This window comes from Allosediminivita pacifica (assembly GCF_003054175.1).
Classification (GTDB): Bacteria; Pseudomonadota; Alphaproteobacteria; order Rhodobacterales; family Rhodobacteraceae; genus Allosediminivita; species Allosediminivita pacifica.
On sequence record NZ_QBKN01000005.1, the window covers coordinates 16918 to 40668 of the forward strand.

Consider the following 23751-nt stretch of genomic DNA (forward strand, 5'->3'; position numbering starts at 1 on the left):
CCCCGCGATCGAGGCAGGTCGCACATATAACAAGAGGGGCACAGGCCCCTGGACTTAAGGGGCCACGGCCCCGGCGAGAGGCAGTACTAGGGAATGTCGAGCAGGGCACTCCCGAAAGTGGCGGTTCTGTTGGGTGGCCCCTCGGCCGAGCGCGAGGTGTCTCTGAGCAGTGGACAGCAATGCGCCGCCGCTTTGCGGGAAGAAGGTTTTGAAGTCGTCGAGATCGATGCTGGCACCGACCTGGTGGCCCGGCTCGACGCCGCAGCCCCTGACGTCGTCTTTAACGCGTTGCACGGGCGTTGGGGCGAGGACGGCTGTGTGCAGGGTCTGCTCGAGTGGCTGGGCCTGCCCTATACCCATTCGGGCGTGCTGGCTTCGGCCCTCGCCATGGACAAGCAACGCTCCAAGCAGGTGTTCCGTGCCGCCGGTCTTCCGGTGGTGGAAAGCGTGCTGGCCGGGAAGGCCGAGGTTCGCGCGCGCCACGTGCTGAGCCCGCCTTACGTCGTCAAACCCAACAACGAGGGGTCGAGCGTCGGGGTCTACCTGGTGCACGAGGGCTCCAACGGTCCGCCGCAGCTGGACGAGAGCATGCCCGAGACGGTCATGGTCGAGACCTACGCCCCCGGACGCGAGCTGACGACCACGGTGATGGGCGGACAGGCTCTGGGCGTGACCGACATCATCACCGACGGCTGGTACGATTACGACGCCAAGTACAAGGAAGGCGGATCGCGCCACGTGGTGCCCGCCGAGATTCCCGACGAGATCACACAGGCCTGTCAGAATTACGCCCTCCGTGCGCACGAGGCACTGGGTTGCCGCGGGCTGTCGCGTACCGATTTCCGCTGGAACGAGGCGCGCGGGCTCGAGGGGCTGATCCTGCTCGAGACCAATACGCAGCCGGGTATGACGCCCACGTCGCTGTCGCCCGAACAGGCGCAGGTCGCGGGCATTTCATTCGGTGCGCTGTGCCGCTGGATGGTGGAGGACGCCTCATGTCATCGGTGAATTCGCACGACCCGGCCCCGTCGCGGCTGAGCTACCGGCTTCAGCGGCTGATGCTGACGCCTTTCGTCCGCTTCATGCTGAAGGCGGGCATTCCCCTGGGCGCGGTGATCGGGGCGGCGGGATGGTGGATCGCGATGCCCGAGAACCGCGAGGCCATCGGCGACAAGTACACTGAGATCCGCGAGTCCATCGAAAGCCGCCCCGAGTTCGAGGTCCGGCTGATGTCGGTCGAGACCGCGAGCACGAGCGTGGCCGAGGACATCCGCGAGATCCTGGCTCAGGACTTCCCGACAAGCTCGTTCGACCTCGATCTGGCCTGGATGCGCGAGCAGATCGCCGGGCTCGACGCGGTGAGGACGGCCAACCTGCGGATCGAGGATCACGTGCTGCGCGTCCATGTGACCGAGCGCGTGCCGCGACTGCTGTGGCGGCGGCCCGAAGGGCTTGAGCTGCTCGATGCCACGGGCGCGACGGTGGGCCCAGCCGGAAGCCGCAGGCTCTGGCCCGACCTGCCGGTCGTGGCGGGCGAGGGCGCGCATGCGCCCGAGGCGGTGGCCGAGGTGCTGGCGCTTTACGACGCAATCGGGCCGCTGGAGCAGCGCTTGCGCGGCTTCGAGCGGATGGGCGCGCGGCGCTGGGACGTGGTGCTGGACCGGGGCCAGCGCATCCTGCTGCCGCCGGAAAAACCGGTGGTGGCGCTGGAGCGCTCGCTGGCCATGGACAACGCGGTCGACATGTTCGCCCGCGACCTGGTGACGGTGGATCTGCGTCTCCCGAGACGCCCGACGCTGCGGCTGAGCGAGCGGGCGATTAACGAATACTGGCGCTTCAAGGCGATCGAGGTTGGCGGAGTGAACGAAGGATGATCGAGCTATACGAGTCCCAGCGGGCGATGCGGAACATGCGCAAGGCGGCCATGCAGCGCGGTGTGGTTGCGATCCTCGACGTGGGCAGCTCCAAGATCGCCTGTCTCGTCCTGCGCTTCGACGGTACCGAGCCCGAGGGCGACGGCATCGGATCGCTGGCCGGGCAGTCGGGCTTTCGGGTCATCGGCGCGGCCACCACGCGGTCGCGCGGTGTGCGCTTCGGCGAGATCTCGTCGATGGGCGAGACCGAGCGCGCGATCCGCACCGCGGTGCAGGCGGCGCAGAAGATGGCCGGCATCCGCGTCGATCACGTCATCGCATCCTTCTCGGGCGCCGATCCGCGGTCCTACGGGCTGGCGGGCAAGGTCGACGTCAGCGGCATGACGGTCAGCGAACAGGACGTGTCGCGGGCGCTGTCGGCCTGTGACGTTCCCGACTTCGGCCCGGGACGAGAGGTGCTGCACGCGCAGCCGGTGAACTTCGCGCTCGACCATCGCAGCGGTCTGATCGACCCGCGCGGGCAGATCGGCAACGAGCTGAGCTGCGACATGCACATGCTGACCGTCGATGCGCAGGCGATCCAGAACCTGGCGCATTGCGTGAAGCGTTGCGACCTGGAGCTGGCGGGCATCGCGAGCTCGGCCTACGCCAGCGGCATCGCCGCGCTGGTCGAGGACGAGCAGGAGTTGGGCGCGGCCTGCATCGACCTCGGCGGTGGCACCACCTCGATCTCGATCTTCATGAAGAAGCACATGATCTATGCCGACACGGTTCGCATGGGCGGCGATCACGTGACATCCGACATTTCCATGGGCCTGCAGGTCCCGCTTTCCACCGCGGAACGGTTCAAGACCTTTCACGGCGGCGTCGTGGCCACGGGCATGGACGACAGCGACATCATCCAGATCGGTGGCGATACCGGCGACTGGGAGCACGACCAGCGCGAAGTCAGCCGGGCCGAGCTGATCGGCATCATTCGCCCGAGGGTCGAAGAGATCCTCGAAGAGGTGCGCGCGCGGCTGGATGCGGCGGGGTTCGACCATCTTCCGAGCCAGCAGATCGTGCTGACCGGCGGGGCGAGCCAGCTTCCCGGCTTCGACGGGCTGGCCAACAAGATCCTCGGGCAGCAGGTGCGGCTGGGCCGTCCGCTGCGCGTACACGGGCTGCCGCAGGCGGCGACCGGACCCGGTTTCGCCAGCGCAGTGGGGCTGAGCCTGTTTGCGGCGCACCCGCAGGACGAATGGTGGGATTTCGATATCCCGGTCGACAGGTTGCCCGGAGGCGGGATCCGCCGGGCCGTGAAATGGTTCCGCGATAACTGGTAGCGCGAAACCAAGGCATCGTGGCAAGACCCCGACGGCGCTGGCGGCGCCGACTGGTGCCATGTTTTCCAAGAACAGCGAAATCTGGTGGGGTTGAGGATACTCGGCAAGAAATTGCAATATCCCGCCTATATTTTGGGGTGATTTCGCGTTTTTCGCGTGACGCTGCGGCCACAAGGGGTTAAGACTGGGTAGAATAGGTGCGAAAGGGCCGGGGACACGGCCGACGGACAGACAGACAGGCGGACATAAATCATGGCACTCAACCTCTCGATGCCCGGACAGGAAGAACTCAAGCCCCGGATCACCGTTTTCGGCGTGGGCGGCGCTGGCGGCAACGCCGTCAACAACATGATCGAAAAGAACCTCGCCGGGGTCGATTTCGTCGTGGCGAACACGGACGCTCAAGCGCTTCAGCAGAGCCGCGCGGAAGATCGCGTGCAGCTCGGCGTGAAGGTGACCGAAGGGCTGGGCGCGGGCGCCCGTGCCTCGGTCGGGGCAGCGGCTGCGGAAGAGAGCATCGAGCAGATCGTCGATTTCCTCGCAGGCGCGCACATGTGCTTCATCACGGCCGGCATGGGCGGCGGCACCGGGACCGGCGCCGCGCCGATCATCGCACAGGCCGCGCGTGAGCTTGGCGTGCTGACCGTGGGTGTCGTGACCAAGCCCTTCCAGTTCGAGGGCAACAAGCGCATGCGGCAGGCCGAGGACGGCGTCGAGGCGCTGCAGAAGGTCGTCGACACGCTCATCATCATTCCGAACCAGAACCTGTTCCGGCTTGCCAACGAGAAGACCACCTTCACCGAGGCCTTCTCGATGGCCGACGACGTGCTCTACCAGGGCGTGAAGGGCGTGACCGACCTGATGGTCCGTCCGGGTCTCATCAACCTCGACTTCGCCGACGTGCGTGCGGTGATGGACGAGATGGGCAAGGCCATGATGGGCACCGGTGAGGCCGAGGGCGAGGATCGCGCCATCCAGGCGGCCGAGAAGGCCATAGCGAACCCGCTTCTGGACGAGATCAGCCTCAAGGGCGCCAAGGGCGTGCTTATCAACATCACCGGCGGCAGCGACCTGACGCTTTTCGAACTCGACGAGGCGGCCAACCGCATCCGCGAGGAAGTGGACGCCGACGCGAACATCATCGTGGGTTCGACCCTCGACGACAGCATGGAAGGCTTCATGCGCGTCTCTGTTGTCGCGACCGGCATCGATGCCAACGGCAACACGGCGGAAACCCCGCTGCCGCGCCGCAAGCTGAGCGAACCGCTGAAGCCCGCCGCCGAAGTCGAGGCGGCGCACAATGCGCCGCGTCCGGCAGACGTGGAGCCGATTGCTGCCAAGCGCCGGGAGGCCGCCGAAGAGCGCGCACCCGAGCCGAGCCTCTTCGAGACCTACGACGACGAGATCGAGCCCGAGCCGCAGCACGACACCTACTATGACGAGGCGCCCGCCGCGCAGCAGGACGACGACGGCCTTCCGCCGCCGGCCTATCGTCCGCGCGTCGAGGAGTTTCATCCCCGCGCCGACGCGCTCGAAGCCAAGCCCGACGATTTCGTGGCGCCGCGCTCCTCTGCGCCGGGCACGCCTTCGGCCGATGCGATCCGCCGCCTTCAGAATGCGGCCGCGCGGAACCAGCAGGGCGGTCAACAGCAGCCGGCACGCGGCGAACGTCCGGGAAGCCATCAGCAGGCTCCGGTCCGTGGCGAAGGCGAAGGCGACAAGCCGCGCTTCGGGATCAACTCGCTCATCGGTCGGATGACCGGTTCGGGCGAGGGGCATCCCCCGCAGCATCAAGGCGGCGGCCAGCACCATCAGCCGGCGCAGCGGCGCCAGCAGCCGCCCGTCCAGGGGCAGCGCCCCGCCGCGGCAGCCCCGCAGGAGGAGGCCGATCCGGACCAAGAAAAGATCGAGATCCCTGCCTTCCTGCGCCGCCAGGCCAACTGAAGATACAGGTCACGAACTTATACACGCCCTCTGCAGTGCAGGGGGCGTTTTCTTTTTGATGACAGGATATTGGCCCGCATATCTCTTCCTGAATGCGACTTGGCCTGTTTCCGCCAACGCATGTTTCACACAGTTACAATCTTTGATTTGAGGCACTTGGCCCCCGTCGCTATCTCCACACTCGGGGATAGGGAGAACCGCGCCGGCCCATCGGCGCCCATAAGAAGACGACGTGGGGTGACATGCAGACTACCATCCGATCCGCAGTGACGTTCGAAGGCGTTGGCCTGCATTCCGGCGCGCCCGCCCGGATGACCATCCGTCCCGCGTCCGCGGAGCACGGCATCTGGTTCAAGCGCACCGACATCCGTCTTGGCGACGCCATGATCCCGGCGCGCTGGAACGTTGTCGAGGTCTCTCCGCTTTGCACGCAGATCGTGAACCGGGCCGGCGTCGCCGTCTCGACGATCGAGCACGTCATGGCCGCGCTTGCCGGGTGCGGCGTGCACAACGCGCTAATCGAGATCGACGGTCCCGAGGTTCCCATCCTTGACGGGTCTGCCGCACCCTTCGTGCGCGCGATCCTCAGCCGCGGTGTGCGCCAACTGGACGCGCCCGTCCGTGCCATCGAGATCCTTGCCCCCGTTGCAATCCAGACCCCCAAGGGCTGGGCTCGGCTCGAGCCCGGGCAGGGTCTGAGCATGGACTTCCACATTTCCTTCTCGGACGCCGCCATCGGCGAGCAGAACCGCCGCATGAACCTCGCCAACGGGGCCTTCGTGCGCGAGCTTTGCGACAGCCGCACCTTCTGCCGCGCCGCCGATATCGAGGCGATGCGCGCAGCCGGCAAGGCCCGTGGCGGTACCTACGAGAATGCCGTCGTGGTCGAGGGCGACCGTATCCTGAGCCCCGGTGGCCTGCGCCACGCGGACGAAGCCGTGCGGCACAAGATGCTCGATGCGCTCGGCGACCTTGCACTGGCAGGTCTGCCGATCCTCGGCCACTACACCGGCCACAAGGCCGGCCACGCGATCACGAATGCGCTACTCCACGAGCTTTTCGCGCATCCCGAAGCCTACCGCCTGGTGACCTGTGACGCCGTGCAGGCGGCCCGTTTGCCCGGTGTGGGCGTCGAGGTCGAGGCGGTTCCGGAAGTCGCCTGACGCGAGGGCGTCGGTCCTTGCGGCTTGTGCCTGCGGAAAACGCCGGTAAGACGTTTTGCACCCGGATCTTCTGTGCTAGAGCCAAGAAAACGCCGGGCCGGGCCCGAAGCGGGAAGCTGTGGGGGACGTCAAGCATGTCATTCGACATTTTGCGCAAGGGGTGGATCGCGGCGGCCGCGATGGCGGTCGCGCTGTCTGCCTGCGACGAATTTGAGCGTCGCGAAACTGGGCCGGGCGGTACGCCGCTGGAAAGCTACACGGCCAAACAGATCTACGAGCGTGGCGAATACGAGCTCGAGAGCAACGACAACGAGGACGCCGCTTTCTATTTCGGCGAGGTCGAGCGGCTTTATCCGTATTCGGAATGGGCCAAGCGCGCTCTGATCATGCAGGCCTATGCCTTCCACGAGGACAAGGCCTACGAGGAAGCGCGCTCTGCCGCGCAGCGCTATATCGACTTTTATCCCGCCGACGAGGATGCTGCCTACGCGCAGTATCTTCTGGCACTCAGCTACTACGATCAGATCGAGCTCGTCGGTCGCGACCAGGGACTGACTTTCCAGGCTCTGCAAGCGCTGCGCCAGGTGATCGAGCGCTATCCCGATAGTGAGTACGCGCGCAGCTCGATCCTGAAGTTCGATCTCGCCTTCGATCACCTTGCCGGCAAGGAGATGGAAGTGGGGCGCTATTACCTCAAGCGGGAACACTACGCCGCGGCGATCAATCGCTTCCGCGTGGTGGTGGAAGACTTCCAGACCACGACGCACACGGCCGAGGCGCTGCATCGTCTTGTGGAAAGCTACCTGTCGCTGGGGCTGACGGACGAGGCGCAGACCGCCGGCGCGATCCTCGGCTACAACTACCAGTCGAGCGAATGGTACGAGGACAGCTACGCGCTCCTGACCAACCAGGGCCTGAAGCCCGAGGCGCGCGGCAGCAGCTGGCTTGCCACGATCTACCGTCAGATGGTCAGGGGCGAGTGGCTTTGAACCGGGGGAGGCACGCCTGCGGGCGTGCCTGATACATCCACCATGCTTCGCGCACTTGAGATCCGCGACATTCTCATCATCGACCGGCTGGATCTGTCGTTCCGCCCGGGACTGAACGTGCTGACCGGCGAGACCGGGGCGGGCAAGTCGATCCTTCTGGATTCGCTCGGCTTCGTTCTGGGTTGGCGTGGCCGCGCCGAATTGGTTCGGGGCGGCGCCGCGCAGGGCGAGGTCACGGCGGTCTTTGACCTGGCCGAGGGCCACGCGGCGCGCGCGGTTCTGGCCGATGCCGGGCTGCCCGAAGGCGACGAGCTGATCCTGCGCCGCGTGAATACGAAGGATGGTCGCAAGACCGGTTGGGTCAACGACCGGCGTGTGTCGGGCGACGTCCTGCGGCGGCTGTCTGAAACGCTCGTGGAGCTTCACGGACAGCACGACGACCGTGGGCTTCTGGACCCCAAGGGGCACCGGGACATCCTCGACACCTACGCGGGCCTTGAGCCGATGCTGGCCGATCTGCGGGGCCTCTGGTCGGCACGCGGACGGGCGCGCAAGGCGCTGGATGCTGCGCGCAAGGCGCTGGACGAGGCGCGGGCGGAAGAGGAATTCCTGCGCCATTCCGTCGAAGAGTTGACCGAGCTGGCGCCCGAGGTCGGCGAGGACGAAGCGCTCGATACCCGCCGACGGCTTATGCAAGGCGCCGAGAAGATCCGTGAAGACATTTCCAAGGCCTCCGGCGCGCTTGGCTACGATGGGGCCGAAGGGGCGATGGCCGATGCCCTGCGTCGGCTTGAAGGCGCGTCTGAAGGCGCCGACGGGCGGCTGGACGAGCCGATCGCGGCGCTGGCACGCGCCATGGCCGAACTGGACGATGCGGCGCGCGGTGTGGCTGATTGCCTCGATGCGCTGGAATTCGATCCCTTTGAGCTCGAGGCGACCGAGGAGCGGCTTTTCGCGATCCGGGGGCTGGCCCGAAAGCACCAAGTGATGCCCGACGATCTGCCCGAGCTGGCCGAGACGTTGTCGGCGCGGCTGGAGGCGCTGGACGCCGGGGCCGGCAAGATCGGCGAGCTGGAAGCCGAGGTTGCGGCGGCGGATGCCGCCGATGACGGCGCGGCCACCGCCCTGACCGAGGCGCGGGGCAAGGCCGCAGCGCGGCTGGATGCTGCGGTGTCCTCCGAGCTTGCGCCGCTGAAGATGGAGCGCGCGGTTTTCGAGACGCGACTGACCGAGGCTGCGCCGGGCCCGGAGGGCCGCGACGCGGTGCAGTTCACCGTCGCAACGAACCCCGGCGCGCCCGCCGGGCCGCTCAACAAGATCGCCTCGGGCGGCGAGCTGAGCCGCTTCCTGCTGGCACTCAAGGTCTGCCTGTCGGAAGAGCGGAACGCGGGCGTGACGATGATCTTCGACGAGATCGACCGCGGCGTGGGCGGGGCAACCGCCGATGCCGTGGGCCGCAGGCTCAAGGCGCTGGCGGGTGAGGGGCAGGTCCTGGTCGTGACCCACTCGCCGCAGGTGGCGGCGCTTGGCGGGCATCATTGGCGCGTCGAAAAGCGCGTCAACGGAGAGGTCACCACCTCGACCGTGGTGCCGCTGGACGCGGGCGAGCGCGAGAGCGAAATCGCACGGATGCTGTCAGGCGACACGGTGACCGACGAGGCCCGCGCCGCTGCGCGGGCGCTGCTGACAGGCTAGAGCCTCACTCCGCCTCGGCGGGGCGCTGCGGTTTCTCGGCGCCGCGGGCCGAGAGGAAGTGGCCGACGCCCTCGAGTTGGGGGATGTGCTCGCAGAAGGTCCGCACGGCCACAAGCAGCGGCAGGGCGACCAGCATGCCGACTACGGTCCAGAGCCAGGCGAAGAACATCACTGACAGGAAGACCATCACGGTGTTCAGTCGCAGGCTGCGGCCGACGAAGTAGGGGGTGACGAGCTGGCCCTCGATGCTCGTGAGCAGGAAATAGACGCCTGCGACCACGGCGGCCTCGTTGATCGAGCTGAGGCTGAGGATGCCGACGACGGCCGCAGCCGCGACGCCGGCGAGGGCGCCGAGGTAGGGTATGAAATTTAGCAGGCAGGCCAGGACGCCGAAGAGGATGGCGTTGGGCATGTCGAGCAGCCACATGGAGATCCCGACGCTGACGCCGAGACCGGCGTTGATGACCGTGATGGTGAAGAGGTAGCGCGAGAGCTTCCGCTCGATGTCGTAGGCGATCCGGATGGCGCGGCGCTTGTCGGAGAAGGCCGGCAGGACGTGCACGATCTTTTCGTAGAACATGTCGCCGGAGGCGAGCAGGAAGAAGAGAAGGATGAGGGTGAAGACCATCTGGGCGATGACGCTGGGGATCGTCATGAGAAAGCCGAAGGCGGTGCTGTCCTCCTCGATCTTGACCCGCTGGACGCCCGGTTCGGCCTCGCCTTCGGTGAACTCACCGAACTGATCGGCGGCCTTCTGCATGCCCTCGGTCATGCCACGCAGTTCTTCGAGCTTGTAACGGAGTTCGTAGCCGAGGGTGGGGGCACGGTCGACCCAGTCGGCGACGGGGGCGGAGAGGGTCAGGACACCCGCGGCGAGCCCGGTCAGGAGCGTGCCCACGATCAGCGTCGCGGCGAGCCCGGTGGGCAGGCCAAACCGTTCGGCCTGCCGTCGGACCGGGCTGAAGACCAGCATCAGGAGCAGGGCCAGCACCATGGGCATGAGAAAGCTGCGTGCGTAGGCGAGGCCCGCGACAAAGAGCAACAGAAAAATGCCGATGACGGCCCATCTGGGCACGGCACCCTTGGTGGCCGGTTCGGGGCCGGCCTGCTCTTCGGTGGTCAATTGGGTCTCCCTTGCTGGCTGCAGCGCTTATCAACGCGCGTGACCGGGCTCAGGTTGCAGGAAAGCGGGCGGAAGGGATGTCCCGGGCAGGGACATTTTTCAGGGTATGGAAGATCAAGGGGTTAGCGGGCGGCGTTTACCGGCTGGTAAGGTTGTCCCGGATTAAGGTTGTCCCGGATACAGTGGGGCGGGATGTGAGGCAGCCGAGTGCGAGGAGCACCTGGCCTTTGCTGCCCAGGGGTAGAACCTGTTGCGCGCTCACTGTTGTCGCCGACAGGTTGGACCGTGCCGGGTTGCTTCTGACGCACCGGAAATGTGACGAGGGTGGTCACTTTCTACGCGAGCTGTGGCGCTGGTAGGGTCCGCGGGAGAGGTGATCTTACCGTAACAGGCCTGCCCTGCCGTCCATGGCGGAGGATCTGGCATCGCTTGGATCGGCACGGAATGGAACCGGAATAGGAAACTTGTCATGAGCGAGAGGTTCTGGGATGCGCTTGAGACAGGCGCGAAGTGGCCGCGACAGTTCGCGGATGACCTCTGGAAGATCTGGAGATGGTTCGCGGTCGGCATCCTCGGGTTCCTTGCCTACGAAGTGGAAGGTTCGGCCGCGGCTTTCGTCTTTGGCCTCGTCATGTCCACTATCGGCGTGGCGGCCCTCGCGAGCTGGGTCTTTGGCGGGATCGACCTTGGCGTGACCGCGAAGGGACGCAGTGGGGGGCGGCTGATGGCCGTGATCCTGAGCATGGGCATCCTGCTCTTGTCGATCTACTTCGCCGTGCAGCTCTGGGCGATTTCCGTCCTGCTGGCCCTGCCGGTCTATTCGTCTGGCTAGCCATTTATCGGTGGCCGGGCCTTGATCGCCCGGCCGGCGGGGCCGATTTCCGCTAGGGCACCAGCTTGCCCGGGTTGAGGATGCCGGTGGGGTCGAGGGCGGCCTTGAGGGTGCCCATCACGTCCCAGGCCTCGCCATGTTCGGCTTGCATGTAGGCGAGCTTGCCGAGGCCCACGCCGTGTTCGCCCGTCGAGGTGCCACCGAGCCGAAGCGCGCGTTCGACCATACGGCCGGAAAGCGCCTGCGCCTCGGCCAGGTCCTCGGGGCGGTCGGGATCGACCAGGAGGATGGCGTGGAAGTTGCCGTCGCCCACGTGGCCGAGGATGGGCCCGGGAATGCTGGCCGTCGCCAGATCCTCCTGCGTTTCCTCGACCGCCTCGGCCAGCCGCGAGATCGGCACGCAGATGTCGGTGATGAGCGCGCGGCTGCCCGGGCGCGAGGCGAGGATGGCGTAGTAGCCCTTGTGCCGCATGTCCCAGAGCGCGCGGCGTTCCTCGGGGCGGTCGGACCAGCGGAAGGGCGATCCGCCGTTGTCTTGGACGATCTCGGCAAAGCGTTCGGCGTCGGCGCGGACCTGTTCGGGGGCGCCGTGGAATTCCACCATGAGGTGCGGCTTTTCCTCCATGCCGGCGTTCGCGTAGCCGTTGAAGGCGCGGGCCACGGCGGCGTCGGCGAATTCGATCCGTGCCATGGGGATGCCCGACTGGATGGTTTCCATCACCGTTTCCACGGCGCCGGTGAGGCTTTCGAAGGAGGTAATGCCGGCGCTGATGGCCTCGGGCTGGGGATGCAGGCGCACCGTCATTTCGGTGACGAGACCCAGCGTGCCCTCGGAGCCGAGCATGAGCGCGGTGAGATCATAGCCGGCGGAGCTTTTGCGGGCGCGGGTGCCGGTGCGGATGACGCGACCGTCGGCCAGCACCACCTCGAGCGCCAGCACGTTGTCGCGCATGGAGCCGTAACGCACGGTGGTGGTGCCCGAGGCGCGGGTCATGGCCATGCCGCCGAGCGAGGCATTGGCGCCGGGATCGACCGGGAAGAAGAGCCCTGTGGCGCGCAGCTCGGTGTTGAGTTCCTCGCGGGTGAGGCCAGGCTGCAGCGTGGCGTCCATGTCCTCGGGGCGGACCTCGAGCAGGCGGTTCATGCGCGAGAAGTCGACGACCAGACCGCCGTGGATCGGCTGGCTCTGGGCCTCGAGCGAGCTGCCGGCACCCCAGCCGGTGACAGGCACACCATGTGCGTGGCAGGCGGCCATGATCCGGCTGACCTCTTCGGTGGTCTCGGGGTATGCGACGGCCTCGGGCGCGGCATCGGGGAAATGCGACTCGGAACGGGCGTGGTTGGCGAGATCCGACCCGGAGGTGACGAGGCGGTTGCCGAGCAGGGAGGTGAGAGTGTCGAGGGCGTCTGGGAGGCTCATGTCTGGGCTCGCGAATGTCAGGAGAAGGGCACGGCCGGCAGAGGCCGGGCGCGGCAATGCGCACCGGCCCGTGCGACCGTGAGGATCAGCCGCAGCTGTAGGCGAAGACGGTCTCTTCCCGGCCCGGCAGGTGGAATTCGAGGTGGTCGAGCCGGGCGCCGTAGCTCACCAGGTCGACGGAGAAGTTGCGCAGGTCCGGCGATTCGACCTGCACGCTCTGGCCTTCGATCCGGTAGCCGGCGTCGAAGGTGCCCTGCGCGCCCTGGGCGCGCAGGACGATCCCGTAGTCGAAGGTGATCGGGTCGACGCAGCGGCCCGGCGGCGTGCCGGGCGTCAGGCGCAGCGGCTCGGGCCGCATCGTCCAGCGACCGACGAGAAAGCTGGGCGCGGCGGTGCGGACCTCGTCGTAGCCGCGGATGTCGCGGTATTCGTCGACGTAGGCAGCAAAGCCGCGGCTTTCGCGCAGCTGGGTCAGGTAGAGTTCGGGGTCCGTCTCGCGCAGGTTGCTGAAGTAGGTCTCGGCCCGGCCGTCGAGATTGTGCAGCACGGCGAGGTAGACAGGGATCGCGACCATGGCGGCGCCGATCGACACCACCTCGATCCGGTTGGGACGGAAGTGCTGCCATCGTCTGATATTTGCCATGATGCGCCGCGTCCTTTGTCCGGGGCTGCGTGCCCGCGAGAGGGGCAGCTGCGAAGCCCTTTGCATTATCTGTCGCGAGGGCGTAGCTGAGGGGCCGTCAACCCCTCGCTCCTGCCGGTCGCGCGCTTTCTATAGTCCCTGTGTTCCGGCTCTACAATTGCCGCAAGCAGAATATGACCGATACGAGTACACCTCAGCCCACCGCCGACACCCGCAACGCCTCCATCATCGAGCTTTCCCTGATCGCGGTGGGGATAGGCATCGTCACCGGGCTAGGCGCGATCCTGCTGCGCTACCTGATCGCCATTCTGCACAACCTGTTCTTTCTCGGCGTCTTCTCGTTCGAGTACGATGCGAACCTTCCCACACCGCCGTCGCCCTACGGACCGCTGGTGATCCTCGCCCCCGTGGTGGGCGGTGTGATCGTGCTGTGGCTGGTGCGGACTTTCGCGCCCGAGGCCAAGGGGCACGGCGTGCCCGAGGTGATGGACGCGATCTACTACCGCGGCGGCGTGATCCGTCCGGCTGTGGTGGCGGTGAAGTCGCTGGCCTCGGCGCTGTCGATCGGCTCGGGGGCCTCGGTCGGGCGCGAGGGGCCGATCATCCAGATCGGGTCGGGGATCGGGTCGGTGCTGGGGCGCATGTTCAACCTGCGGTCCTGGCAGGTGATCACGCTCGTGGCCGCGGGTGCCGGGGCGGGCATCGCCGCGACCTTCAACACGCCTTTGGGCGCGGTGCTCTTCGCTGTGGAGCTGATGCTGCCGGAGTTCAGCTCGCGCACGCTGCTGCCGGTGGTGCTGGCCACCGGGACCGCGACCTACGTCGGGCGGCTCGCCTTCGGGATGGCGCCGGCCTTCCTCGTGGCCGCGCACGAGCGGCCAGACGTCTTCGTGCCGCTGTCGGTGGACATGCTGCCGCTCTACGTGATCTTCGGGCTTGTCGCCGGGGTTGCGGCCTGGATGTTCGTGAAGGTGCTGTACCGCACCGAGGATTTCTTCGACGACTGGACGGCCAACCCTTACCTCAAGAACGTCGTGGGCATGCTGTCGCTCGGCATCCTGATGTACGTGATGCTGCTGACCACCGGCCAGTACCACACCGAGAGCGTGGGCTACGCCACCATCGAGGCCGTGCTGACCGGGCAGCTTGCGGCGCCCGCCTTCCTGATGCTGCTGTTCTTCCTCAAGATGATCGCCACGTCGGTGTCGCTGGGGGCCGGGGCCTCGGGCGGGGTGTTTTCGCCCTCGCTGTTCCTGGGCGCGACGCTGGGCGGCGCCTTCGGGGGTGTGCTGGACCTGATGTTCCCGCATCTCGGCTTTCATCCGGTGACCTTTGCCCTGATCGGCATGGCGGGGATCGTCGGCGCCTCGACAGGGGCGGCGCTGACCTCGATCATGATGCTTTTCGAGATGACGGGCGATTATTCGATCACGGTGGCGGCGATCATCGCGGTGGTCTGCGCGGTGGGCATCCGCCGCAGGCTGAGCGATGACGACATCTACACCACCAAGCTGAGCCGCCGGGGCCACCACATCCCGCAGGAACGCAGGTCGCACAGTTTCTCGATCCGACGGATCCGGGACCTGATGAAGCCGGCCGTGGGCGTCTTCGAGAAATCCGAGCTCGGGGCGAGCGGGCTGGTGGATACCGAGCTTGGCGAGGATCGGAACTTTGCCGTGGTGGTCACGGGGCGGCAGCTCGAGGGTGTCGTGCGCGTGCATCCCGAGGATCCGACGCGGCGGCACGGTCCGATCATTTCGCCAGTGGGCTACGTGCAGGAGACGAGCTTCCTGCGGGCGGCGCTGACCAACATGGCCGACCGCGGGCACGCCGCTCTGCTGGTGATCCCGGCGGGGGCCACGCCCCGTCCCGAGAACGTGGTGGGCGTGCTGACGCGCGAGGCCATCGCGGACTCGGTGCTTCGGGACTACCGCAGCTGAGGGGGACAGGCGCGGCAGTTGCGTCGGGAAACAGGGTGGACAAGCCGCATTGCAATGATTCTACTCGGTTTCGACCACGCCGCATCGGAGGGAGCCGGGAAATCTTGAGCGTCATGCTCCAGTCCAGAGCCGTCATTCGCAGGGCGCCCCGTCGTCCCGCAGGCGGGGCGAGGGCGCGATGAGCGAGGCGCGTCAGTACCTTTCCGAGAAACAGCTCGCGGCGCTTGGACGGCTCCGGCACCGGCTGCTGGACCGGGCGCCGGCGCAGATCGGGTTCTGGTTTCTTGCGCTGCTGGTCGGCACCGGGGCGGGATTTGCTGCGCTGGGGTTCCGCAAGGCGATCGACTGGCTGCAGTCGCTGCTCTACGGCACCGAGGACGTGGCCCGCCTGCACAGCCATGCAGGCACCTTGCCCTGGTACTGGATCGTGCTGGTTCCGGCCGCCGGCGGGCTCATCGTCGGACTGATCCTGCACCGCTTCACCAAGGAGGGGCGGGTGCGTTCGGTCGCCGATGTGATCGAAAGCGCCGCACTGCACGATGCCCGCGTCGAGGGGCGGGCGGGCATCGCGTCGTTCATCGCATCCTGGATCACGTTGAGCTCGGGCGGGTCGTCCGGCCGGGAAGGCCCGGTGGTGCACATGGCGGCGCTGATCTCGAGCTGGGTGTCGAACCGGATCGGCGCCACTGGCATCTCGGCCCGCGAGCTGATGGGCTGCGCGGTGGCGGCGGCGGTCTCGGCAAGCTTCAACGCACCCATCGCCGGGGCGATCTTCGCGCTGGAACTGGTCTTGCGGCACTTCGCGATCCACGCGCTGGCGCCGATCACCATCGCCGCCGTGGCGGGCACGGTGATCAACCGCCTGGAGTTCGGCGGGCTGACGGAGTTCAGCCTCGGCACCGACAGCGCGCTGGAATTCTACATCGAGCTGCCCGCGTTCCTGATCCTCGGCCTTGTGGGCGGTATCGTGGCGGTGGTGCTGATGCGGTCGATCTTTCTGGTCGAGGACACGGGCCGGTCGCTCTGGGCCTGGATGAAGCTGCCGCGCTGGAGCCAGCCGGCGGTCGCCGGGCTGGTGCTTGGTGTCATCGCGCTGCAGTTCCCGCATGTCATCGGTGTGGGCTACGAGACGACCACGGCGGCGCTGACGGGGCAGCTGGTGCTGTCACAGGCAATCATCTTTGCAGTGGTCAAGACCGGCGCCACGGCGATCACCGTGGGCGGGCGCATGGGGGGCGGGGTGTTTTCGCCCTCGCTGATGCTGGGGGCGCTCACGGGGCTTGCCTTCGGCGAGATCGCCACCAGCGTCTTTCCCGAGGTGTCGGGGTCGCAGACGCTCTATGCGCTGGCGGGCATGGGGGCGGTCGCGGCCGCGGTGCTCGGGGCGCCGATCTCGACCACGCTGATCGTCTTCGAGCTGACCGGGGACTGGCAGACGGGGCTTGCGGTGATGGTCTCGGTATCGATGTCCACGGCACTGGCCTCGCGGCTCGTGGACCGGTCCTTCTTCCTCACGCAGCTGGAGCGCCGGGGGGTGCATATCGCTGCGGGGCCGCAGGCCTACCTGCTCTCGCTATTCCAAGTGAAGGGGGTGATGCGCGGGATGAACGACCCGGGCGCCGCCGACGAGGAAGCCTGTCTGAGGATGATCGAGCAGGAGCTTTACGTGACCACGCAGGCGACGCTCGAGACGGCGCTGCCGCGTTTCGACAGGTCGGGGGTGGCCTTCCTGCCGGTGGTGCGGATGGAGCGGGGCGCACCCGTGCTGCAGGGGGCGCTGTTCCACGTAGACGCGCTGAAGGCCTACAACCGCGCGTTGGCGGCGGCAGCTGAGGAAGAGCACGGGTGATGACGCAACGGTAGGTGTTTCACTCGGAACCTGTGGGCGCCGTGTGTGTTCATCGGCGATAAGGCGGTTCCGTACAGGCGGCTTGTGTACTTTTGCAGTGTGCGTAGCGCGACGTTGGTGGACCGGCGCAGAAGGCCCAGCCAACGGAGTTCAAGATGAGGCTACCTTTCCGGATTTTCCGTTGTGGCGCATGCAATTACGACATGCGCTACGGAACATCGACATGCAGATACTGCTTCAAGGAAACGCCGTTGCGCAACCGTCTCTGGATGCCGCCGCTGGTTGCGGCCATGGCGATCGGGTTGGTGATGGCTGTCGCCTAGCCTTGGGGTCGGTCTCTCGGCGGAGTCCGTCAGGGGAGTTCGGTAGTGCGATGCGAGGGGCGGGCGAACCCGCCCCCGATCTTTTTCTTAGGTTTCTCAGAGCGGCAAGTCGCTGACGGTGACCTCGAAAAGGACATCCTGGTAGTCGGCGTCGCCGGTATTGAGCAGGTCCTCGAAGCCGATCGAGATGCCTGACGCGTCCTCCAGTATGCCCGAGAGGGCGTGCACGGCGTCGTCGGTGTTCATCTCGGCGTTCAGGCTGTGGAAGACCGTGACGTTGGCCATGGTGCCGTTGACGGACAGCAGCGCATCCTCTCCGTTTTCGACATTGGCCGGAGCGCCCACCGAGGTGACGAAGTCCAGCGTGTCGGTCTCGCCCAGGGCGGCGGCGAAATCGGCGCCATTCTGGATGACGAAGAAGCCAACCTGGTTGCCGTTCGCAACGCCGGTGACCTGGGCGCTGGTGTTGGCACCGTCCTTCACGTTCTCGAAGAGGATGCGGACGTCGATGATGTTGCCGGCGCTGTCGATCTCGTAGACCCCGAGGGCGTTGTTGTAGGCGGCGCCGGCATCGGCGGGCTTGAGATCCACGTCGTAGGTGCGCGTGCCGTCACCTGTCAGGAAGATCGAGCTGTTGATGCCGTTCACGGCGCCCGCGTCGACCCGTTGGCCCTCGGCAAGCTCGGGCAGGTAGGTCTCGTAGCTGACGTAGAAGTCGACGCCCTGCTGGCTGGCGAGAAAGTCGCCGCCCGAGAAGTCGCCTTCGAGCGTCATCGTGAACTCGGGCGTGCCGTCGGAATCCGCGTCGTTGCTCAGGACGACGTTGTCCTCGTTGAAGGTCACGCCACCGAGGGACGGGTCGAAGGTGAAGTTGTCGATCACCAGCATGTCGTCGACGCCGAAGTCAGTGACGGTATCGCCGTTGAGATCGGAGAGCGTGCCCTGGACCACATCCGCGCCGTCGCCGAGGGTGATCATGTCGACCCCGCCCGAGGGAAGGACGGTGTCGTCGCCGCCGAGCGCGTCGATGATGTTGTCGTTGACGTTACCGACGATCACCTCGCCCTCGTCGGTGCCCGTGAACTCGACCCGAGTGGAGGTGACCTGCAGCAGGGCGTTGACGATTTCGGTCGCGGACTGCGCTTGGATCACCTGGCCGCCGGTCTGGTTGGCGAGCTCTTCCGCGTCACTGGCCGCCGAGGAGCTGCCGCCGACGATCACGGGGTAGACCGCACCGCTGCCGGTGGGTGTGGGTGGCGTGATCGGGTTTTCGACCTCTTCGAAGAAGTTGGAGCCGGGGGTGTTGGCGTTCGAGGGCGTGAGCGGCTGCTCGTAGGTGAGGTTCAGGGCGTTCATGGCGGCGACGGCCGCGGCGCGGACCCCGGGGTCACCGGCGGGTTCGTCGGAGAAGACGATCACGCGGTTGGCGGTGGCACCGGCAAGCCAGGGACCTGCGTCACCCTGGGCAGCACTGAGAACGGCGCCGTTCAGCGGCTCGGTGCCGCCACCGAGGATGGAGACCTGGTTGATGGCGTTGATGGCGGCCTGCTTGCGGGCGGCGATGCTGTCCTGGTCGGTGAACTGCAGTTCGGTGCGCAGCGCGCCGGTGTCGTTGAAGGTGATGATGGCGAAGCGGCTGTTGAGCGGCATCTGGTCGGTGCCGAAGATCGACTCGACGATCTGCTGGGCCGACTGCTGCACGGCTGCGATCTCGTCTCCCATGGAGCCGCTGACGTCGATGGCGAGCACCACGTTCTGGCCGGGGCACGCGATGCCGGTGTCGTTGAAGAGCCCGGTGCCGTCGGCGAACTGGGCGTATTCGACATTGGTCACCGTGTCGGTGCCGTCGGGCGAGCCTGCGCGGTCGTCGGTGATCGTGTAGACGCCATTGGTCACGGTGACTGTGTAGTCGTCGCAATCGCCGGTGAAGACCGCCACATCGACGTCGTCGCCACCGTCGATGTAGTCATCGCCCGCGCCTCCGGTGATCGTGTCGTTGCCGTCCCGGCCGTAGATGTAGTCTGCGTCGCCGCCGCCGTTGATCTGGTTTGCCGCGCCGTTTGCGCCGAAGATCACGTCACTGGTATCGGCAGGGTTCCCGCTCATGTCGAGTCCGCCGCGCACGACGAAGGCACCGTCGACGGCATTGCCGTTCGAGTAGTTGGTGCCGAGCGCCATTATGTCCTCGCCGGCGACGCCGGTGTAGGAGATCCGCTCGCTGGTCTCGCCCAGTTCGGCCATGATTGTGTTGGTGAGTGCGACCGTGTCACCGTCGAAATCGTCGGTGGTGTTGTAGTTGTCGCGCAGCTTTTCCACGGCGTGGATCATCTCGTGCATCAGCACGCGCGTGGTGGTCACGGCCGTCGAGGTGCCGTTTTGGTCGATGAAGCGGTAGTCGCTGGCGAAGTCGTCGTCGATGCGTACCGTATAGGCGGGCTGGCCGCCGACGACGGGCACGTTGGCGTTGTTCGCAAGGAACTGGATGGTGAGGTTGGTCGGATCGTTGGCAACCTTGTCGAGCGTGACCCGCGCGGTGGCGGAGCCGTTGTAAAGCTCGGTGATCGAATCCGTGAGGCTCTGTTCGCCCGCGGCGTCGAAACCCGTAAAGGTGATCTTGTTCAGAACATCCTGAAGTGCCATCGAATATCTCCCTTAAAAAATGAAATGAAAAAATGCCGCGGGTGGCCGGGTCTTCACGGCCCTCCGAGACAGGGCGGCACGAGCCCGCGCAGGGCGGGCTCGGGACCTTCGTCGGATCCATCGGAGGCGGCGGCGGCCATCTCCCGGACCAGCAGTTCCTCGAGCAGGGGAAGCGAGGCGGCCACGCAATCGTTCGCGGCCTCGCCGGCCTGTTGTGCGAAGGGCAGGAAGCCGCCGCCCGACGCCGTCGAGAAGATCGCCTCGAGCACGGGGCGGTGGGGTACGTCCATGTCGGCGAGCGCCTCGGGGCCCCCGGTTTCCCAGGCCTGTGCGGCGCGGTCGAAAGCCGCTGCCTCGAAGGCGATGGGGCCGCCCTCGAAGGCGGTGCCGAGGGCGATGGCGCGGCCGCGGGCCAGCAGGTGCAGTGGCGAGACGGCGACGCGCAGGCCGCCGCTGGCGGTCGTCTTCAGCAGTGGCCCGGCGGGCGCCGAGGGCGGCACGTCACTGGTGAAGAGCGGCACGAGCGCAAGCTCGACCGTGCCGGGAGAAAGCCCGGCGCGATCAGCAGCCTGCGCGACGGTATCGCGCCAGCGGGTGGAACTGTCGGAAAGTCCGGCCACGGGATCGGCCAGCCGGAGCGTCGTGTCGGGCGAGAAGGCCGCGTCCCAGCCGGGTGTGCCAGCAGCACTCATGCCGGCACCCAGACACGCGAAAAGTGCGGTCGAAATAAGAGCTTCACGTAATGGACCAAGCATATCGATTCACCATAATCGCCCTAATCGTAGGCAATGGTGACTCGAAAAGCGAGACCGGATTCCCTTACCCCCGGGGCCATCAGACCTGCTCGACGGTCACGCCTTCCTGCTCGTGGAAGGCGAGGTGGTCCTTGATCTCGGCCACGTCCTCCTTGGGGTTCTCGTAGGACCAGACGGCGTTCTCGTAGGTCACCGACTTGGACATGATCGAGAAGTAGCTCGCCTCGCCCTTCCAGGGGCAGGTGGTGCTGTGGTCGGTGGGTTCGAGGAAGGCCATGCCGATGTCTTGACGCGGGAAATAGATGACGGGGGTGTGGCCCTCTTCGTCCAGCTCCAGCGCGTTGTTGGTCTCGCCAAGGACGGCGCCGCCGGCGCGGACGACCCAGGTGCCCTCTGCGGGCGTGATGGTGATGCGCTTGCTCATGAACTCTTCCCCCTTCTTGTCCGTCGTCTGAAGACACGGACTTTGTAAAACCTCTGTGTCAGATAGCCCGGCAGGCGCCTTCGAGCCAGTCCCGTGTGGCCGCGTCGAGCTGCGGGCCGATCCGGGCGAGGACCTCTGCGTGGTAATCGTTCAGCCAGTCACGCTCGGCATCGGTCAGCAGGTCGGGCACGACCAGCCGCGTGTCGATGGGCACGTAGGTAAGCGTCTCGAACCGCAGACTGTCACTGACGGTCTGGCCCTCGATCGCCGGGGCGTGTTCCACCGCGATCAGGTTCTCGATGCGGATGCCGAAGGCACCGGGGCGGTAGAAGCCGGGCTCGTTCGACAGGATCATGCCCGGCTCGAGCGGCACGGTGCCGGTGCGCGCGATGCGCTGCGGGCCTTCGTGCACGCTGAGGTAGGCGCCGACGCCATGGCCGGTGCCGTGGCCGTAGTCCAGCCCGACCTCCCAGAGCGCGGCGCGGGCGAAGGGGTCGATATCGCGGCCGGTCAGACCCTTGGGAAAGCGCAGGCGCGAGACGGCTATCATGCCCTTGAGCACGCGGGTGAAGGCCTCGCTCTGCTCGGGTCCGGGATCGCCCACGGGCATGGTACGGGTGATGTCGGTGGTGCCGTCGACGTACTGGCCACCACTGTCGACGAGCATGAGGTCGCCCTCGGTAAGCGTGCGGCTGGTGCCTTCGGTCACGCGGTAGTGCACGATGGCGCCGTTGGGGCCGCTGCCGGCGATGGTGTCGAAGCTGATCTCGCGCAGGGCGTTGGTGGACGCGCGCTCGGCCTCGAGCCGGGTGACCACGTCGATCTCGGAGATGGTGCCCGGGGCCTGCGCGTCGAGCCAGCTGAGGAAGCGGACCATGGCCGCGCCGTCGCGCAGGTGGGCGTCGCGGGCGCCCTGAAGCTCGGCCGCGGTCTTGCGGGCCTTGGGCAGGATGCAGGGATCGCCGTTCTCGATCACCTCGGCGGCAAGCGCGTCGATGACGGCCACGGGGCAGGAGGCTGGGTCGATCTGCACAGGGCCTGCAAGCGCCTGGAGGGCGCTTTCGAAGTCCTCGGGCGGGCGGCAGGTGACGCTGTCGCCGAGGTGATCGCCAAGGTCGGCGGTCTTGGCCGGGTCGATGAAGAGCGTCACCGTCGCGTCGGCGTGCAGGATGGCAAAGGCGTGCGGCACCGGGTTGTGGGCCACGTCGCTGCCGCGGATGTTCAGCAGCCAGGCGATGCTGTCGGGCAGGGTGATCACGCAGGCGCGCGCCTTGCCCAGGCCCTGCGCCAGCTGGCGGATCTTTTCGTCATGGGCCATGCCCGCCAGTTCGACCGGCTGGGCAAAGACGGCGCCCTGCGGCGGGGCGGGCTGATCCTGCCAGATCTCGTCCACGAGGTTGGGGCAGGGGGCGAGGGTCGGCCCTGACAGGGCCTTTTCCATCTCGCGCTTCTGGGTGACGGTCAGCAGCCAGGGATCAAACCCGACAAGGCCGCCGGGCAGGGCCGCGTCGATCCACTCGGCGAGCGAAGTGGCGGGCCAGTCCACCTTTTCGAAATCGGCGGCGACCTGCGATTGCACCTGCACGGTGTAGCGGCTGTCGATGAAGACGGCGGCGCGTTCGCGCAGCGCCACGCACCACCCGGCCGAGCCGGTGAAGCCGGTCAGCCAGGACAGGCGTTCGTCGTGCGGCGCCACGTATTCGCCCTGGTGGGCGTCGGCGCGGGGCACGAGGAAGCCGTCGACCCCGGCACGCTCCATGGCGCCACGCAGGGCCTGAAGGCGCGGCGGGCCCTGATCGGGGCTCGCGGTTTCATCGAATGTCTGGAACATGCATGGGCTCCTTGGCGCGGTGCTTGGGGCCGGGATAGTCGATCTTGGGGCGATCCGCCAGCCGGGGGCCGTGTGGCGGGCCCCTGTCGCTTTCCCCGTCCGCCTGTTACCTTGCGTCATGACTGGGAAAACAGGCGGGGGACCGGACATGGCGGGCAGCGATCACGAGGGCTTCACGCGGTTCGAGAAGGCGGGCTGGACCGATCCGGAGATCGCGCGCCACTACGCCGAGGAATTCGCGCGCGCCTCGGAAGCGGCGGTGCCGCATCTGGTGACATTGTCCGGAGCCTTGCCCGGCAGCCGGGCGCTTGATCTGTGCTGCGGCCACGGGATCGTGGCCGAGGGGTTGGCCGCGGCGGGGGCCGAGGTCACGGCGCTCGATTTCTCGCCCGCGATGCTGGAGATGGCCGGGCAGCGCGTGCCCGAGGCGACGCTGGTGGCGGGCGATGCGAGCGACACGGGGCTTGAGGGCGGCGTCTGGGACTGCGTCACGGTGGGCTTCGGCATCCTGCACGTCCCCGATCCGGCGGCGCTGTTGGCCGAGGCGCGGCGGTTGCTGAAACCCGGCGGGCGGCTGGCCTTTTCCACATGGCTGGGACCTGACGCGCCGAGCGCGGTGGCCTGGGTCTTTGGCGCCATGGCGCGGCACGGGGCGCAGGACATCCAGTTGCCGGCCGGGCCGGGGCCCTTCGACTTTGCCGGGCAGGCGGCGGCCGAGGCGGGGCTTGTCGCGGCGGGCTTTCGGCCCGTGGGGTCGGCCATCGGCGAGGGCGAGTGGCAGATCGACGTGCCGGACCGGCCGGTGGATTACTTCGCCAGCGGCACGGTGCGGGGGGCGGCGTTGCTGAAGGGCCAGCCGCCGGCCAACATGGCGGCAATCCGCGAGGCGGTGTCGGAGAAGGTCGTCACCCACTGCGGCGGCGCGGCGCCCTACCGGGTGCCGGCGCCTTCGGTGATCTGGGCGGGCGAGGCGGTCTGAGC

Annotated in this window: 18 protein-coding genes; 11 read left to right on the top strand and 7 right to left on the bottom strand. The window is 67.1% G+C overall.

Annotated elements, in window-relative coordinates; genetic code table 11:
• Positions 1-93 precede the first annotated feature (93 nt).
• From C8N44_RS04995 to recN, 7 genes are all read left to right on the top strand, one after another.
• Positions 94-1008, top strand: a complete 915-nt coding sequence (locus C8N44_RS04995) for a D-alanine--D-alanine ligase (RefSeq protein WP_188758633.1) — start codon at positions 94-96, stop codon at positions 1006-1008.
• Complete coding sequence (locus C8N44_RS05000) at positions 996-1874, top strand: cell division protein FtsQ/DivIB (RefSeq protein ID WP_107975086.1); 879 nt, start codon at positions 996-998, stop codon at positions 1872-1874. Before C8N44_RS04995 ends, C8N44_RS05000 begins: the two co-directional genes overlap by 13 nt.
• On the top strand, positions 1871-3199 hold the full coding sequence (ftsA, locus tag C8N44_RS05005) for a cell division protein FtsA (protein WP_107975087.1): 1329 nt from the start codon (positions 1871-1873) through the stop codon (positions 3197-3199). Before C8N44_RS05000 ends, ftsA begins: the two co-directional genes overlap by 4 nt.
• A 252-nt stretch (positions 3200-3451) precedes the next feature.
• Positions 3452-5143, top strand: coding sequence for a cell division protein FtsZ (gene ftsZ / locus C8N44_RS05010; RefSeq protein ID WP_107975088.1), 1692 nt, complete (start codon positions 3452-3454; stop codon positions 5141-5143).
• 242 nt (positions 5144-5385) lie between these two features.
• Positions 5386-6306 (top strand): UDP-3-O-acyl-N-acetylglucosamine deacetylase, encoded by a 921-nt coding sequence (gene lpxC / locus C8N44_RS05015; RefSeq protein WP_107975089.1) that lies wholly within the window; start codon positions 5386-5388, stop codon positions 6304-6306.
• A gap of 134 nt (positions 6307-6440) precedes the next feature.
• A complete protein-coding gene (locus C8N44_RS05020) occupies positions 6441-7295 on the top strand; it encodes an outer membrane protein assembly factor BamD (protein ID WP_107975090.1) in 855 nt (284 codons plus the stop codon).
• 42 nt (positions 7296-7337) lie between these two features.
• The gene (recN, locus tag C8N44_RS05025; RefSeq protein WP_107975091.1) at positions 7338-8990 is read left to right on the top strand and encodes a DNA repair protein RecN; all 1653 of its coding nucleotides are present in this window, start codon (positions 7338-7340) and stop codon (positions 8988-8990) included.
• A 4-nt stretch (positions 8991-8994) separates the two neighbouring features.
• Here the strand turns inward: recN and C8N44_RS05030 are convergent, their stop codons facing one another.
• Positions 8995-10113, bottom strand: a complete 1119-nt coding sequence (locus tag C8N44_RS05030) for an AI-2E family transporter (protein ID WP_210204145.1) — start codon at positions 10111-10113, stop codon at positions 8995-8997.
• 469 nt (positions 10114-10582) lie between these two features.
• Here C8N44_RS05030 and C8N44_RS05035 point away from each other — a divergent pair, with 469 nt between their 5' ends.
• A complete protein-coding gene (locus C8N44_RS05035; protein ID WP_107975092.1) occupies positions 10583-10945 on the top strand; it encodes a hypothetical protein in 363 nt (120 codons plus the stop codon).
• Positions 10946-10997: 52 nt separating this feature from the next.
• On the opposite strand, the gene C8N44_RS05040 is transcribed toward C8N44_RS05035, so the two are convergent.
• The gene (locus C8N44_RS05040) at positions 10998-12365 is read right to left on the bottom strand and encodes an FAD-binding oxidoreductase (RefSeq protein WP_107975093.1); all 1368 of its coding nucleotides are present in this window, start codon (positions 12363-12365) and stop codon (positions 10998-11000) included.
• Between the two features lie 85 nt (positions 12366-12450).
• Complete coding sequence (locus C8N44_RS05045) at positions 12451-13008, bottom strand: hypothetical protein (RefSeq protein WP_107975094.1); 558 nt, start codon at positions 13006-13008, stop codon at positions 12451-12453.
• 173 nt (positions 13009-13181) lie between these two features.
• Here C8N44_RS05045 and C8N44_RS05050 point away from each other — a divergent pair, with 173 nt between their 5' ends.
• Positions 13182-14948 (top strand): chloride channel protein, encoded by a 1767-nt coding sequence (locus C8N44_RS05050; protein WP_107975095.1) that lies wholly within the window; start codon positions 13182-13184, stop codon positions 14946-14948.
• Positions 14949-15126: 178 nt separating this feature from the next.
• Positions 15127-16797, top strand: coding sequence for a chloride channel protein (locus tag C8N44_RS05055; protein WP_107975096.1), 1671 nt, complete (start codon positions 15127-15129; stop codon positions 16795-16797).
• Positions 16798-17216: 419 nt separating this feature from the next.
• Here the strand turns inward: C8N44_RS05055 and C8N44_RS05060 are convergent, their stop codons facing one another.
• The 4 genes from C8N44_RS05060 to C8N44_RS05075 all read right to left on the bottom strand — a co-directional run bounded on the left by C8N44_RS05060 (position 17217) and on the right by C8N44_RS05075 (position 22770).
• Positions 17217-19760 carry a VWA domain-containing protein gene (locus tag C8N44_RS05060; protein ID WP_107975097.1) on the bottom strand — a complete coding sequence of 848 codons (2544 nt, stop codon included), beginning with the start codon at positions 19758-19760 and terminating at the stop codon, positions 17217-17219.
• A gap of 53 nt (positions 19761-19813) precedes the next feature.
• Complete coding sequence (locus C8N44_RS05065) at positions 19814-20452, bottom strand: hypothetical protein (RefSeq protein WP_107975098.1); 639 nt, start codon at positions 20450-20452, stop codon at positions 19814-19816.
• A 142-nt stretch (positions 20453-20594) separates the two neighbouring features.
• Positions 20595-20939 (bottom strand): DUF427 domain-containing protein, encoded by a 345-nt coding sequence (locus tag C8N44_RS05070; protein WP_107975099.1) that lies wholly within the window; start codon positions 20937-20939, stop codon positions 20595-20597.
• 58 nt (positions 20940-20997) lie between these two features.
• A complete protein-coding gene (locus C8N44_RS05075; protein WP_107975100.1) occupies positions 20998-22770 on the bottom strand; it encodes an aminopeptidase P family protein in 1773 nt (590 codons plus the stop codon).
• 148 nt (positions 22771-22918) lie between these two features.
• Here C8N44_RS05075 and C8N44_RS05080 point away from each other — a divergent pair, with 148 nt between their 5' ends.
• Positions 22919-23749, top strand: coding sequence for a class I SAM-dependent methyltransferase (locus C8N44_RS05080; RefSeq protein ID WP_158274004.1), 831 nt, complete (start codon positions 22919-22921; stop codon positions 23747-23749).
• Positions 23750-23751 lie beyond the last annotated feature (2 nt).

What these genes read in the sequence shown, in the direction of transcription:
- ftsA (WP_107975087.1), top strand. Translation starts at nt 1,871, where the DNA reads ATGATCGAGCTATACGAGTCCCAGCGGGCGATGCGGAACATGCGCAAG.
- C8N44_RS05065 (WP_107975098.1), bottom strand. Translation starts at nt 20,452, where the DNA reads ATGAGTGCTGCTGGCACACCCGGCTGGGACGCGGCCTTCTCGCCCGAC.
- C8N44_RS05080 (WP_158274004.1), top strand. Translation starts at nt 22,919, where the DNA reads ATGGCGGGCAGCGATCACGAGGGCTTCACGCGGTTCGAGAAGGCGGGC.
- ftsZ (WP_107975088.1), top strand. Translation starts at nt 3,452, where the DNA reads ATGGCACTCAACCTCTCGATGCCCGGACAGGAAGAACTCAAGCCCCGG.
- C8N44_RS05035 (WP_107975092.1), top strand. Translation starts at nt 10,583, where the DNA reads ATGAGCGAGAGGTTCTGGGATGCGCTTGAGACAGGCGCGAAGTGGCCG.
- C8N44_RS05020 (WP_107975090.1), top strand. Translation starts at nt 6,441, where the DNA reads ATGTCATTCGACATTTTGCGCAAGGGGTGGATCGCGGCGGCCGCGATG.
- recN (WP_107975091.1), top strand. Translation starts at nt 7,338, where the DNA reads ATGCTTCGCGCACTTGAGATCCGCGACATTCTCATCATCGACCGGCTG.
- C8N44_RS05070 (WP_107975099.1), bottom strand. Translation starts at nt 20,939, where the DNA reads ATGAGCAAGCGCATCACCATCACGCCCGCAGAGGGCACCTGGGTCGTC.
- C8N44_RS05075 (WP_107975100.1), bottom strand. Translation starts at nt 22,770, where the DNA reads ATGTTCCAGACATTCGATGAAACCGCGAGCCCCGATCAGGGCCCGCCG.
- C8N44_RS05000 (WP_107975086.1), top strand. Translation starts at nt 996, where the DNA reads ATGTCATCGGTGAATTCGCACGACCCGGCCCCGTCGCGGCTGAGCTAC.
- C8N44_RS05060 (WP_107975097.1), bottom strand. Translation starts at nt 19,760, where the DNA reads ATGGCACTTCAGGATGTTCTGAACAAGATCACCTTTACGGGTTTCGAC.
- C8N44_RS05055 (WP_107975096.1), top strand. Translation starts at nt 15,127, where the DNA reads ATGAGCGAGGCGCGTCAGTACCTTTCCGAGAAACAGCTCGCGGCGCTT.
- lpxC (WP_107975089.1), top strand. Translation starts at nt 5,386, where the DNA reads ATGCAGACTACCATCCGATCCGCAGTGACGTTCGAAGGCGTTGGCCTG.
- C8N44_RS05040 (WP_107975093.1), bottom strand. Translation starts at nt 12,365, where the DNA reads ATGAGCCTCCCAGACGCCCTCGACACTCTCACCTCCCTGCTCGGCAAC.
- C8N44_RS05045 (WP_107975094.1), bottom strand. Translation starts at nt 13,008, where the DNA reads ATGGCAAATATCAGACGATGGCAGCACTTCCGTCCCAACCGGATCGAG.
- C8N44_RS04995 (WP_188758633.1), top strand. Translation starts at nt 94, where the DNA reads ATGTCGAGCAGGGCACTCCCGAAAGTGGCGGTTCTGTTGGGTGGCCCC.
- C8N44_RS05050 (WP_107975095.1), top strand. Translation starts at nt 13,182, where the DNA reads ATGACCGATACGAGTACACCTCAGCCCACCGCCGACACCCGCAACGCC.